General features: G+C 68.4%; 10 protein-coding genes. 6 read left to right on the top strand and 4 right to left on the bottom strand.

Annotated elements, in window-relative coordinates:
• Window positions 1-56: 56 nt before the first annotated feature.
• Both gntD and QIY60_RS14315 read right to left on the bottom strand, forming a co-directional pair.
• Window positions 57-1,064, bottom strand: a complete 1,008-nt coding sequence (gene gntD / locus QIY60_RS14310; RefSeq protein WP_283142778.1) for a guanitoxin biosynthesis L-enduracididine beta-hydroxylase GntD — start codon at window positions 1,062-1,064, stop codon at window positions 57-59.
• A gap of 17 nt (window positions 1,065-1,081) precedes the next feature.
• A complete protein-coding gene (locus QIY60_RS14315; RefSeq protein WP_283142779.1) occupies window positions 1,082-3,682 on the bottom strand; it encodes an amino acid adenylation domain-containing protein in 2,601 nt (866 codons plus the stop codon).
• Window positions 3,683-4,289: 607 nt separating this feature from the next.
• Between QIY60_RS14315 and QIY60_RS14320 the strand changes: the two genes are divergently transcribed.
• The gene (locus QIY60_RS14320; RefSeq protein ID WP_283142780.1) at window positions 4,290-5,510 is read left to right on the top strand and encodes a helix-turn-helix domain-containing protein; all 1,221 of its coding nucleotides are present in this window, start codon (window positions 4,290-4,292) and stop codon (window positions 5,508-5,510) included.
• On the opposite strand, the gene QIY60_RS14325 is transcribed toward QIY60_RS14320, so the two are convergent.
• Together QIY60_RS14325 and QIY60_RS14330 are read right to left on the bottom strand one after the other, a co-directional pair.
• A complete protein-coding gene (locus tag QIY60_RS14325) occupies window positions 5,507-6,016 on the bottom strand; it encodes a hypothetical protein (protein WP_283142781.1) in 510 nt (169 codons plus the stop codon). The two genes, QIY60_RS14320 and QIY60_RS14325, sit on opposite strands and share 4 nt — an antisense overlap.
• Window positions 6,017-6,075: 59 nt before the next feature.
• The gene (locus QIY60_RS14330; RefSeq protein WP_283142782.1) at window positions 6,076-7,341 is read right to left on the bottom strand and encodes a helix-turn-helix domain-containing protein; all 1,266 of its coding nucleotides are present in this window, start codon (window positions 7,339-7,341) and stop codon (window positions 6,076-6,078) included.
• Between the two features lie 1,068 nt (window positions 7,342-8,409).
• Between QIY60_RS14330 and QIY60_RS14335 the strand changes: the two genes are divergently transcribed.
• The 5 genes from QIY60_RS14335 to blsE are packed head-to-tail and all read left to right on the top strand — an operon-like array spanning window position 8,410 to window position 12,817.
• Window positions 8,410-9,486 carry a GNAT family N-acetyltransferase gene (locus QIY60_RS14335; RefSeq protein ID WP_283142783.1) on the top strand — a complete coding sequence of 359 codons (1,077 nt, stop codon included), beginning with the start codon at window positions 8,410-8,412 and terminating at the stop codon, window positions 9,484-9,486.
• Entirely contained in the window at window positions 9,479-9,856 is a 378-nt protein-coding gene (locus tag QIY60_RS14340; RefSeq protein WP_030958865.1) for a nucleotide pyrophosphohydrolase, read from the top strand. Before QIY60_RS14335 ends, QIY60_RS14340 begins: the two co-directional genes overlap by 8 nt.
• Window positions 9,853-10,527, top strand: a complete 675-nt coding sequence (locus QIY60_RS14345) for a nucleoside 2-deoxyribosyltransferase (protein WP_283142784.1) — start codon at window positions 9,853-9,855, stop codon at window positions 10,525-10,527. Before QIY60_RS14340 ends, QIY60_RS14345 begins: the two co-directional genes overlap by 4 nt.
• Window positions 10,524-11,810, top strand: coding sequence for a hydroxymethylcytosylglucuronate/cytosylglucuronate synthase (locus QIY60_RS14350; RefSeq protein ID WP_283142785.1), 1,287 nt, complete (start codon window positions 10,524-10,526; stop codon window positions 11,808-11,810). Before QIY60_RS14345 ends, QIY60_RS14350 begins: the two co-directional genes overlap by 4 nt.
• Window positions 11,811-11,824: 14 nt before the next feature.
• Entirely contained in the window at window positions 11,825-12,817 is a 993-nt protein-coding gene (blsE, locus tag QIY60_RS14355) for a cytosylglucuronate decarboxylase (RefSeq protein ID WP_283142786.1), read from the top strand.
• Window positions 12,818-12,836: the final 19 nt, after the last annotated feature.

Genomic DNA, 12,836 nt, shown 5'->3' on the forward strand with positions numbered 1-12,836 from the left:
GCCCCTAGCGCAGACGCCGCATTTCATGCACCCGTTCGCAGCACAGATCCCCTACCTCAGCCGATCACTCGGCAGGAGGATGAGCGACGCAGACCGCGCGAAGGGCGAAGGTTCCTTGTCACCGTAAGCTTCTTGAGCCAGCGGTCACGTCCGTCGTACCTCGCGCGGAAGGGACGTCGGCCGTGTACCGCGGTGAAGTTGTCGACGTAGACGATGTCGCCTGGCTCGAGAACAACGTCGTACTCAGAGATCATGAGCTTCTCGCAGATCTCCTTGAGCGCCTCCTCGGCCTCGGGGTCGGTCCCGAAGGTCGTCATGTAGAAGGGGTCAAGTCGCAGGTAAGGCTCGTCGGGGTGACCGAAGAGGACGCCCACGGGCTCCGGATTGTCCCGCAGCTTCTGGATCTCTGACAGGCCGAAATGGGCCCCGTCGTCTGGGGTCTGACCCAGATGCTCGGTGTCGGGATAGATCACGTAACGGGGCTCGGAGAGGATCTTCTTGGCATCTTCGCTGAGCTCGATGTCCCGAATCGAGGCGACCGTCGTGGGGACCCGGTCGAGGTTACGGATGCCGAGCAGGCCGACATAATCGCACCGATAGGGATGGAACGCGTCCTCGGTGTGCCACCCGAGCAGGACGTCACTGCTGTGGCCGCTCTGCTCGTGCTCGACGCCCGGCAGGGGCAGGACGTTCTGAATCAGACTGCCGTTCTGGAGGGTCGACCAACCGTAGACCTCGCCGAGGCACATACCGGTAAGTGCGAGGAAGAGTTCCTCTCTCCGCAACGAGTCGGGGTCGGCCCAGCTCGCCGGGGTTGGCTCGATCCCGTCCGGGTCCAGGCGGAAGCCTCGGATCGCGAACGCGCTACCGGTCTCCGCGTTGCGGAAACCGCTCAGCGCCTCGCGTAGACCCGCGGGGACGCCGGCCAGATACCGCCACGCAAGGTCGTACAGGTCACCGGACCTCGGGTCGTGCCCCGCTCGTACAATGTCGTGGATGACAGCGTCGAGCGCCTCGTTGTCTTCTTCGCTCAGCACATAGGTCACGAGTGTCTTGGGGGGCATGCGTGTATCCGCCTCTCTCATTTAACGGCTTTGACGGCGACCATCGAGTCGGCCCACCAGTAGGTGCAGTCACTCGGCGGCGCGAGATCGCGCACCACCTCCACCGAGAACGAGGAGAAATGCCTGAGCAAGCTGCGCTGGTGGGAGCGTCCGACGGTGTCGATCTCGTTGGTGTAGTAGGAGAAGACGCCTCCGGGCCGAAGATGGGCGGCGGCCGCCTCGAAGAAGTTCTCCGCGTAGTTGGTGCTGTGCACGACCGTGTCGCGATACTCGCGCTCGTTGGTCGGATAGGTGTCGAAGAAGATCGCGTCGAACTGTCCGAGCTGGTCGATCACCTCGTCCCAGAACCCGCGAACCAGCCGGATGTCGCGGTCCGGGTAGCCTTCGCGCCACCGTTCGAAGGCGACGGTGACGTCTTCGTTCGGCTCGATGACCGTGTAGGAAGCTGCTCCGAACTCCTGGATGAAGGTGGCCGAGATTCCCATGCCGAAGCCCACCTCCAGCACGTGCCCTCGGCTCTCGGTGACGTGGGCCGCCATTGCCCGCATCAGCGGGCGCTCCCAGTCCTGCATGACCTCCTGGCCCTCGATGACCAGCTGCGAGGGCGTGTATCGAGCTCCGCTCCGATCCCAGGCCCCGTTGATGACAGGTCGGTCGACGCCGCGTGTCTGCGACGCGACGAGCCGGTCCAGATGCTCCAGATCCGACTGGAATTCGCTGAGAGAACGTTCCAGCATCCAGGTGCGACGGTGACCAATCGGCGTCCCGAGGAATTTTGGATCGCTGACCGAGATCGTCACGTCGAACGCTGCGGAACGCGTCTTGAAGGTCTCCTTGGCGGCGGGACGGGCAGAGTCGCGCCGTACCAGGTCCTCCACGAGCTCCGTGAGATCCGACAGACGGCTGTGCTCCATGAGTTGACGCAGCGGAACCCGGACTCCGAACACCGCGCCGATTCGCGCACTGAGACGTGCGATCTTCAGCGAATCGCCACCGAGATCGAAGAAATCATCCTTCCCAGTGGCCGGGGCAGTGCCCAGCAGCGACTCCCAGATGTCCGAGAGCTCGGCTTCGGTGCGAGAGAGGGACCGGGCCCCCTTCGGGTCGGCGACGATAGGCCCGGCGGCGGGCAGCGCCGCCCGGTCGACCTTGCCCCCAGGCGTGAAGGGCAGCGCGTCGAGCGTTGCCCACTTCGCTGGGACCATGTGGCCCGGGAGCCGCTTGCGGAGGTCCTCGGCGAGCTCCCGCACATCCACCTCTCCCACGACGTAAGCCGTGATCGCGACCTCGTCGCGGTCCTTTTCGGCCTGAGCGTGAGCCGCGCGGACGCCCGGATGAGTACGCAGAGCGTGCTCCACCTCGCCGAGCTCGACCCGGAAACCACGGATCTTGACCTGGCCGTCCCGTCTGCCGTGAAACTCAAGAACGCCGTCCGACCGCCTGCGGACCATGTCCCCGGTCCGGTACATGCGGGTACCGGAGTCACCCGCGAACGGATCGTGCAGGAAGCGGGCGGCGGTCTCCTCGGCGCGGTTCAGATAGCCGGCGGCGACTCGCGGCCCGGAAATGAACAGTTCCCCGACAGCACCGACCTCGACGGGGTGCAGCTGTTCGTCCAGCACATGGACACGGGTCCCGGGGAGCGGCGACCCGATCGGGACCGACGCTGACGGCTCCTTGCCCTCAGCCATCGCCGGAGTGACCGGGTACACCGTGGCCGTGATCGTGCCCTCAGTGGGCCCGTAGCAGCAGATGACATCCGCCGGAACGTCCTTGGCGAACCACTCTTGGAGGTCCCCATAGCGGATGACGTCATTGCCGATGTTCAGCAGCCGCAGGGTGCGCAGCCGGGGATCGCGGCGTTCCACGTGGGCGAGCGTCTCGCGGAGGTAGGCCGGAGAGATGTCGACCACCGTGATGCCCAGCTCCGCGATCCTGTCGGGGATCTCCTGCGGCATCCAGAAATCGGCGTCGGGCAGGATAAGCGTGGCCCCGCTGAGGACCGCGAGGCCGATCTGCTCGAGCGATACGTCGAAGACCGGGCCTGCCAGCATCAGGATCCGGTCGCCGGAGCGGCAACCGTAGACGTCCCGGACCCTCGTCAGGTGGTGGAGGAACGCCTCGTGGCTGACCATCACGCCTTTGGGCGTTCCGGTCGAGCCCGAAGTGTGGATGACGTAGGCGAGATCACGCGTATCGGGCGCCGCCGCCGCGAACGCCGGCAGACGTTCAACGCTCAGGCCTCGACCAATGAGAACGTGGACCTGTGCGGCTTCGACGATCGACTGCCTGCGCTCGGCCGGCTGGCCCGGATCGATCGGGACGTGGGCCCCGCCCGCCCGGAAGATCGCCAGGAGCGCCACGAAGTGGTCGATCGAGCGCGGGATCTCCACCGCGACCCGCGCTCCATGCGCGACGCCTAGGTCTCGCAGACGGATCGCGAGCTGCGTCGCCTGTTCGTCGAGCTCGGCGTAGGTCAGCACGGCATCGCCATGCTGGATGGCCGGCGCGTCGGGTGTGAGCGAAGCGTACTTCGCCAGGTGGTCGGCGAGGGTCCTGGGGACCGGCTGCCCCGGGCCGTTCAGGGGTGGTGCGCCGCGCCGATCAGCGTCTGCCATGGTCCGGTGCTCCACGTGTGCATGAAGGGCTGACAATCGAGACCCTCCTCCGTATCTCCTGTGGTCCAGCGGCAGCGGTCGAGCCCTGCCACAGTTGCGCTAGCCGAAAGGAGCCCCGGCCGCACAGCTGGGAGATCCTCGGCACTGAGATGATGTTGCTTCAGTTGACAAAAAGTTGTCAACTCTTGACAACTTCGCTTGCCTACGATGTGCCTGGAGGGAAACTTGCCGTTGATCGTGACGAAGACCTCGTCCAGGTGCCATTCGCCCCCCGGCCACGGGCAGCGCCGGCGCACCGGCTCGCGTACCCCTGGCTGGATTGGCGCACCAGCGGCGGACGGTCTCGTGGGCGACCTCGATGCCGCGCGGCTCCCGAGGCGATCAAGATCATCTCGCGGGTCCAGCTCAACGTGCCAGAGCCTCAGCCGGGCCTCGGCTCAGGTGGCGAAGTGCAGATCACCCTCGGCGAGGAGGGTCACTGTGGCGAGCGTACGAAGCTTCATCACTGTGTGTCCTAAAGTAGTGGGTACAGACCCCCTCGGCACGACTGTGGTGCCAGAAATTTTCAATACCTCGCCAAACCTGGCAACGATGTGACGAGTGGAACGTGGAATCTCTGAAGCAGCCCGACTTCGGGCGCCGCCTCAAGCAACTGAGAACCGAGCGACACCTGTCACAGGCGGCCCTTGCCGGTGAAGGCATGTCGCCGGGTTATCTCTCCCGCCTGGAATCCGGCGCCAGGCCGCCCACCGCGCAGATGGTCGCCTACCTCGCCCAGCGACTGAACATCACTGTGGAGGAGCTCTCAGGAGAGCCCGGTGAAGTCAGTTCGCTTGCACGGGCACTCATCTCCGCGACCTCCGCGGGGTCGGACGCGGCAGTGGAGGCATTGGCGGACCAGGGGGCCCTCGACCCCGAGGAGGACCCGCTGCTTCGCGCCCAGGCTCTTTGGCTGCTGGCTGATGTGTCAGGACGGACTGGATGCCGAGAAGAGGAACAGGACTATCTGGAACGCCTCGTCTCACTCAGTGATGACCTGGGGCTCGATGATCTGAGGTCCCGAGCCCGGTCCCGGCTGGGCCGCTCCCTCCGGGCGACAGGAGCGATGCGTCGGGCAAGGGAGATCGCGACAGGGGCCTTGGAGATCGCTCGCGGAACGCCGCTGGACGCGCCCGAGATCGCCGGTGCTCTGATTACGATGATCTCCATCGAGGCCGAGGACGGACAGCTCACCACTGCCCTGTCCTACGCGGACGAACTGCGCGAGCTCGTCCCGAACGACAGGCTCGACCTGCGGGTCGAGGCACTGTGGGCGTCGGCAACCGTCCGGGTGCGTCTGGGCGACTACGCGACCGCGGAGCGGCACCTGGAAGAAGTGCTGCAACTGCTCACCACTCACCACGATCCGAATCTCTGGCTCCGCGCCAGGCTCGCGACCGCCTCCCTGTTTCTGCAACTGTCTCCACCCAACACCGAGATGGCGCGCCGCCGGCTCATCGAGGTCTCCAACGCGGTCGGGATCACCGGAAGCCCCCTGTACCGGCAGGAGATGGAGCTTCTCCTTGCCTACCTGGCCTACCACGAAGGCCGGTTGGCCGACGCCAGGGCGGGCTACCAAGCCCTTCACGGCTCCACGCTGTTGCTTACCTACCGTGACAAAGCGCGATTGGCGGCGCTGGAGGGCCTACTCCTCATCAGTGAAGGAAAGACCACAGAAGGTACAGAGACTCTCGAGCGAGTGGCGTCGAGCGCCCGTGACGAGGGCAGCGTGGATCTCGCCGCCGACATCTGGCGCCTCTTGGCCAAGGCACTGGTAGGGCTCCGTTAGGTCGAGGTGGAAAGACGGGGGCACGCACGTCCGGGACGGCTCGGTACGACGCCGAAGTGGCGGCGTGCCATCGTCACGGCGAGATCCTGCACGGCGTACGCGGTCAGGTAGTAGGCCTGCGGCGAGGTGTCGGCGGACAGACTCAAAGTGAACTCGGCCTCACGGTCCTCATCGGGCGCGACGCGGATCCTGTGCAGGGCCGGCTCCACCGCGCAGTCGGCGCGCAGGTAGCGCGGAACGTAGACGCCGAGGCGCAGCGGGCCGGTGCGGGCGCCGCGAACCACCAGCCGTACCCGGAGGGTGCCGCCCTGGGGCCCCTCGTCGTCGGCGTAGACCAGCACCGTCGGCGCGCCGGGCAGGCGCAAGGAGACGTCCCCGCAGCGCGGGCAGATGACGCACTCGGTGTCGAGTGCGGTGGGCACCAGGGCCCTGCGGGTGTACCGCTCGGCGGGCCGACCGCAGTGGCACAGCACCTGCGCCGCGGTGTACGTGGCCGGGTCGTCCACCGTCAGGAAGGGGGAGGGGGCCGGGACCGCCGTCCCGTCAGCGTGGAGCGCGGACTGCGTCAGCGGGTGACTCCTTCGTGGAAGTTCGAGGGCTGCCGGAGGCTGGGGGCGGCCTGCCTCTCCGAGGCCCAGGCCAGGGTCTCGGCCAGTGTGCGCCAGATCTCAGAGGCCAGGTGGACGTTGGAGGCGCTCTGGGCCTCCTGGGCGAGTTCCTCGATACGGCGGACGCCGACTTCACGGTAGCCCTCGAGGATGCGGATCTGTTGGGCGAGGACCTCAAGCCGGATCCGGTCGCGGAAGGTCAGCTGCGGCAGGGCGTCTGTGAGCTGTTCGCACAACCTCTTTGCCTGCACCAAGTCCCGCTGCTGAAAGGCGAGATGGGCCTTAATGACGAGAAGCTCCTGGCGGTGCAGCGGGCCTCCGAAGAGACTCAAGGCGCGTTCGGCCTCGGTCAGCCACTGTTGGGCCTCGGTGACCCGGCGCGGGATCATCTGCAGGTACAAAGAAGAGGCGGCCAGCCGCAGCCGCAGCATCAGGTCGTCGTGGCTGGGCACTTCGGTCAGGGCCCGCTGCAACATCTGGGCGGCGCCCGGGTAGTCACCCTGGCGGATGCGTACGTTGGCGGCCGACCACAGGGCCTCGGCACGCAGCACGGGGGGCAGGACGTCGATCGGTTCCAGCAGCTGGTCGGCGAGCCGACGCGCCTCCGTGATCAGGCCCGACTCCGCCTTGAGTGAGACGAGCACCAGTTGGGTGCGGAGGGTGTCTGCCACTGGGACGGCCCCGCTGCCGGCGGTACGGAGGACGTTCTGGACGACGTCGCGGGCCTCGTCGATGTCACCGACGGCACGCAAACAGCGGGCGAGGAGAGTGCGGGAGCGCACCTGGAGGGTGGATACCTCGAGGCGGTCGCTAAGCTCGGTGAGTTCGCGTGCCGCGGCGAGTTCGTGCTGGCGCTCGCCCCGCTTGGCGTGCAGCTGGGCCAGCTTCCACAGGGACAGCCAGCGCAGGGAGAGATCCTCGCCGCTATCCGCCTGGACGGCCTCGCCGAGCATGCGGATAGCGTCGTCGGTATCATCCGAGGAACTGGCGGAGGCGAGGGCCTGACCCAGCAGCGAGGTGTGGATGCCCTGGAAAACAGACACGGGCACGCCCAGTCGCCGGGTGAGGTGGTCGAGCACCATAGCGGTTGGGCGCCGGGACCCGGACTCCAGGCGTGACAGATACGCGGTGGACATGCCTCCCTGGGCAACCTCGGCCTGGGACAGGCCCCGCTCCTGCCGGAGGGTCTTCAATAGCTGTCCGAACTCGGGTTGTTCGAGCACTTAGCCATCCCTGAGCCTGTTAGCCAACCCCTGAGCCTGTTGGTCACCGGTGAACGGGACCATCTTCAGTGGCGAACACAGGGGTTGTCAACGCTTGGCAACCCCGGCAGTGAGGGGACGGCGGCGACCTGGCAAACGGGGCCGGTCAACGGGACTGCGGGCTGCACACGCCCCGCCCGGACAGCTCCGTCCGGTGTGGGACGCCGCACGGCGGCCCGCCCCGTCCCAGGTCGGCACGCAGAGCGGTCCCGTCGCGGCGAGCGGGGGCCGGCTGCGGCTGTCCGGCGCGCGTCCTCGGATCACGAGCAATAACCCCAGCCGCCCACCACGCAGGCCACAGCCCGTCGCACTGGACGCTCCTCACAGGTCAGCCCGTCACCACAGATGCCCTGAAGGTCAAGGCCAGCGCCGCGACGCCGTACCACACAGGGCGCAGACCCTCGCAGCGAACCCCGCAGGTTACGGCCAGTCGATCCTCACGTGCGCGGCCTGGACCGTGCGGCCCTCGGTGCCGGAGTGGACGGCTGCCACCCCGAGTGCGAGGACGGCGGTGGTAGTGCGACGACGAGCGTGCTTCATGCAGCATTCCCCCGAATGCGATGTGGTGGTGCTTGTAGGCCCACCGGAGGCTGGCAGGTGTGTCGGACCGGCTCGGAACGGGAATCCCGGGAAGCCGGTGCGGCCGTTCGGTCAGATCGAAGCTAGATCAATTGCCAAAGCTTGACAAGGTTCAGAAAAAGATTGACAACTTTGTCCGATCGCGCCTAGCGTCCTGCCATGAACCAGCGAGCCGCGGTCATGCCGAGGCCCTGTCCCGGATGTCTCGGCGCCCGCCGCAGCGGGCGCGCGGTGACGACAGGGCGTGTGTTCCCGCGGCAGACCGCGACCACGATGCGGAGTCCCATGGCACGGACCGCTGGCTGAAGAGGACCGTGCCGACCCGGGACATACGCAAGTCCCGTGCCATGCGGGACCTTTCGGCCGGACGGCACCTGGCGTGAACAGCGACAGCAGCCCAGCGACCCAGACCAAGGTGATCACACGGTGACAGCCCCGCCCCACGCGCCCATGCCCACGACTGAGCCGCCCCAGGCCGGTTCCCCGCGCATCCGCGCGGCCGGCGAGGGCGACCGAGACTTCCTCAGGTCCCTCTTCACCAGCACGCTCAGCCTGTTCTACGACGGTGACCACGCCGCGCACGCCGATCGCGTCCTCGATGCGCATCTCGCCTCCGGACGCGACCCGTTCGGCCACTTCTCCCACTCCCAGCGCACCTTCATGCTGTGTTCGGACGACACACCCGACGCCGAGCGGCTGGGTGTGCTGCACCTGGTGGTCAAGCGTCAGGGCACGGTGAAGATCAGTCCGCTGATCCTCGTGCCGGAGCACCGCAGCCGCTCCAGACTCGGCACCACCCTGTTGCGCGCGGCGGAGGACTTCGCCCGCGAGGCCGGCGCCCGGCAGCTCTACTGCACGGTCGCCGCCGCCAACACCGCCGCGATCGACTTCTTCCTCTGGCATGGCTTCGTGCTGGCGGGCGGCGCGCCCGGCCAGTACAAGTCGGACAGCACCGAGCACATGCTCTACAAGGACCTGACCCTGCGCACGGAGCCCGCCGGGGACGACTACAGCGGCGCCGTGAGCGGCGCCCGCATCCGCCTGTTCCGGCCACAGGACGCGCCCGGGCTACGTGAGCTCGTGCTGCGCGCGATGCAGCCCGCGTACCGGGGTGTGAGCGCGGACTGGGTGGACGCGCTGATTGCCGGGCATGACCGGCGCCACCACGGTGATCTCAACCAGAAGTTCAAGATCATCCATGTGGCGGTGGACGAAACGAACACCGTGCGCGGAGTGGCCGCCGCCGGCCCGAAGAAGGGCCTGTCCGTCAAGCTGATGCCGCTGTGCGCGGACCATCCAGCGGTCCTCGCCCAGCTCCTGGACCAGCTGCCCGACTTGTACCGCGGGCTCGGTCGCAAGCTCTACACCCACCAGCCGCCGGATCCCGCCATCACCGCGCTCATGCAGAGCCGCGGCTGGTCCCTGGAGGGCCTGATGCCGGCCGCGTACCACCCCGACACCTGCATCGTTCAATGGGGCCTGACCTTGCCCGCAGCGCCACACCGCACCGGAGACGCACATGAGTGACCTGGACCAGTACGCCGTCGAACTGCACTCCTTCGTAGCCGCACGCGGCTGGGACGCCTTCCAGAACCCCAAGAACCTGGCGATGGCCCTCGGCGGCGAGAGCGGGGAACTGCTGGCGCTTCTGCAGTGGCTCACCCCGGAGGAGGCCGCGGCACGCCCCTTCGAGGACCCCGAGTTCCGCCGCGAACTCGCCCACGAGCTGGCCGACATCCTCAACTATCTGCTGCGGTTGTCCCGTTCGGCCGGTATCGACCTGCTCGCGGCCGCCCGCGAGAAGCTCGCCCTCAACGAGCAGCGTTACCCGGTGGAGCTGGCACGCGGTAATGCCCTGAAGTATGACCGGCTGACCGAGGCGGGTGAGCAGGCATGAGCGGCACCACTCCCCTGCCCCCTACGTCCGCTGCCGCGGCGCACACCGCAGCCGGCCGGCGCATCGGCGACGGCCTCACCGGTGGCCTGCGTGTCTTTCTCGCCGCGCCGTTCGTGCAGTTCATCGATCCGGCCGATGGCGTGGTCCGTCCGCAGTGGCGGCAGCGGCTGTCGGCCTTGCGTGAGGCACTTCTCGACGCCGGGCATGCAGTCTTCAACGCCCACCACAACGAGGGGTGGGGCGAGTGGGGTCTGCCCCCACAGGAGTGCGTCCCCTCCGACTTCCGCGCGATGCAGTGTGCCGACCTGGTGCTCGCCTACCCGGGGACCCCGCCCTCCACGGGCGTCGCGCTCGAACTGGGCTGGGCCTCCGCGCTGCGCAAGCCCGTCGCCCTGCTGCTCGACCCCGGCACCACCTACAGCCCGATGATTTCGGCACTCGGCGAGATCTCCCCGGTGCTGCAGCTGCCGTTCGACGGCAGCTGGTCCGCGCAGGGCCTCGGCGGCGCGGTCGGCACCGCCCTGGACTGGGCGGCCGGTCTCGGCGTCCGGCCGGGGCCGTGGAGCGCACCGGAGCTGGACCCGGCCCTGGCCTACCACCGGCACGCGACGGACGGCCCCGACACGCCCGTGGCGGAGCCAGCCACTGCGGAAACGGTGGTGCCGGCATGACGAATTTTCTGCGGACACTCGCCACGGCCGCTGGCCGCGCCAAGTCGCCCACCGCCGTGACCGTCGCCCTTTGTGGTGTCGAGTTCGGCTGGGGCAGCGCCGGAAAGCTCGGTGCGATCGTGCACGCGCTGCGGGCGGAGCTCGGCGACTGCGTGCGCTTCGTCGGGCTCGGCTCGCGGCTCGGCCGCGAGATCGTGCGCGGCCACGGTGTCGAAGAGTGGCACGACGTCGACCTCACGGATGCGCGGGCGCTGCGCGCCCTGGTGGACGAGCGGTCCCTGGACGTCGCCGTGTGCGTCCTGGACCGGGCCGCTGCATCGGCGCTGGAGGACGCCGGCTGCCCCGTCGTGTTCGTCGACAGCCTGCCGTTCCTGTGGACGAAGGACGATCTGGACAGCCTGCCGCTGCGAGCCAGCGCCTACTGCGCGCAGCTGGTTCCCGGGCTGCCGGGTCCGGCCTGGCCCGTGCTGGCCCGTGTGGAGAACCTGCGCTGGGTCGAGTCAGTGGTTGTCCCCGGGCCGGTTCGGACGGGCCGCGAGATGCGGCGGGCCGGCGAACGCCGCGCGGTGGTCAGCCTGGGCGGCCTGCTGTCACCGCTGCTGGACGATCCCTCCGCCTACCTGTCCCTGACGGTGCCGGCCGCGCTTGACGCTCTCGCCGCGTGGGGCACCCGGCAGGTCACGCTGTGCGGCAACGTGCCCGAGGGGATGTTCGACGGCATCACCGTTCCGGCGGGCCTCGACGTACGAAGCGGCGCCCTCGGCCACCAGGGCTTCCTGACCGAGATCGCCGAGGCCGACGTCCTGCTCACCTCCCCCGGTCTGACCACGCTGCTGGAGACCAGCACGCGCGGGGTGCCCGTGGTGTGCCTGCCCCCGCAGAACATCAGCCAGATCCTCAACGCCTCCTTCTACGCGCAGGCCACCGAGGCGCCGGTCGCCGAGTGGCCCGAGGAGGTGTTCCGCGCCCAGGAGGTGCTCGACGCCCGCCTGGTCACGGCACCCGGTGACGTCGCAGACGGCGATGGATCGCCCGGCGAGGATGCCGCCCTGGAACTGATCTACGGCGGGATCGCGCGCGCCGCCCGCACCCCCGCGCCGGTCCGCACGGCCCTGACCGAGCGCATCGGCGCCTGCCTCGCCGCGGTCGAGCGGCAGCAAGGCCAATGGACCGCCCTGGCCCGGCTGGTCGGCACCGGCGGCGCGGCCCAAGTCGCCGACATCGTGCTGGCCACCGCGGCACGCCGCGGCACCAGTCACCGCCCCGCCGACCTCCCTTCCTGAAAGGCTGACCGATCATGCAGGAACGACACCGGTATCTGTTCATCCGTGTGCTGGAGGCATGCAACGCCGACTGCTTCATGTGCGAGTTCGCCCTGTCCCGGGACACCTACCGGTTCAGCCCGGAGGACTTCGCCGAACTGCTGCCGGAGGCGGTGGAGAAGGGGGTGGGCTACGTCCGCTTCACCGGCGGCGAGCCGCTGATGCACCGGGACGTCGTCGAACTGGTGCGCCTGGGCACGGAGCACGGCATGCGCATGTCGCTGATCACCAACGGCATGTTCCTGCCCCGCTTCGTCGACCGGCTCGCCGACGCAGGGCTGGCCCAGGTGATCGTCAGCCTGGACGGCTCCTCCGCCGCCACCCACGACGTCTACCGCCGCTCTCCCGGCATGTTCGACAACGGTCTGGAAGGGCTGCGCCGGGCAAAGGAGTTGGGGATCATCCCGCGCGTCAACTCCGTCGTGGGACCGCACAACTTCGCGCAGATGCCCGAGCTGCAGCGGGTGCTGACCGACCTCGGCGTCCAGCAGTGGGAGCTGTCCGCGATCAAGCTGGACCGTGAGATCCACTATCCGTCGGCGGAGGAGGTCATCGCCGCCTGCGAGCCCATCTACACCGCCGACCCCACCACCACGCTCGTACCGCTCGGCAAGCGCTTCTACGGCGAGACACCCGAGGAGCAGAAGGCCTTCTTCGAGGAGTCCCTGCCGCCGCGCGCATCGGAGCCGCTGTGTCTGGTCACCGACGACGTGATCTACCTGGACGGCAAGAACGGCCGGATGTTCTCGTGCAGTTGCCTCCCGCACAAGGAGGGGGACGAGGGCCCCGGCGGCGCGCCGCTGCGCACCGGTGACGGCAAGGTCATGCTCGACAGCCCGGTCTTCCGCACCCACGCGGATCTCTTCAAGCAGCAGGGTCCGACGATGTGCGGCGGCTGCTCCGCGACCGCCGCCGGCTACAGCGACGACCTTGCCCGCATGGGCGCCGTACCGGCCTGGAGCTACTGACGGCCCCGCTTTCCCCTCA

The sequence above is a fragment of the Streptomyces sp. BPTC-684 genome (assembly GCF_030028635.1).
Taxonomy (GTDB): domain Bacteria; phylum Actinomycetota; class Actinomycetes; order Streptomycetales; family Streptomycetaceae; genus Streptomyces; species Streptomyces noboritoensis.

Excerpts from the sequence above, each read along its gene's own strand:
- gntD (WP_283142778.1), bottom strand. The coding sequence starts at position 1,064 with ATGCCCCCCAAGACACTCGTGACCTATGTGCTGAGCGAAGAAGACAAC.
- QIY60_RS14315 (WP_283142779.1), bottom strand. The coding sequence starts at position 3,682 with ATGGCAGACGCTGATCGGCGCGGCGCACCACCCCTGAACGGCCCGGGG.
- QIY60_RS14335 (WP_283142783.1), top strand. The coding sequence starts at position 8,410 with ATGCCCACGACTGAGCCGCCCCAGGCCGGTTCCCCGCGCATCCGCGCG.
- QIY60_RS14340 (WP_030958865.1), top strand. The coding sequence starts at position 9,479 with ATGAGTGACCTGGACCAGTACGCCGTCGAACTGCACTCCTTCGTAGCC.
- QIY60_RS14345 (WP_283142784.1), top strand. The coding sequence starts at position 9,853 with ATGAGCGGCACCACTCCCCTGCCCCCTACGTCCGCTGCCGCGGCGCAC.
- QIY60_RS14350 (WP_283142785.1), top strand. The coding sequence starts at position 10,524 with ATGACGAATTTTCTGCGGACACTCGCCACGGCCGCTGGCCGCGCCAAG.
- blsE (WP_283142786.1), top strand. The coding sequence starts at position 11,825 with ATGCAGGAACGACACCGGTATCTGTTCATCCGTGTGCTGGAGGCATGC.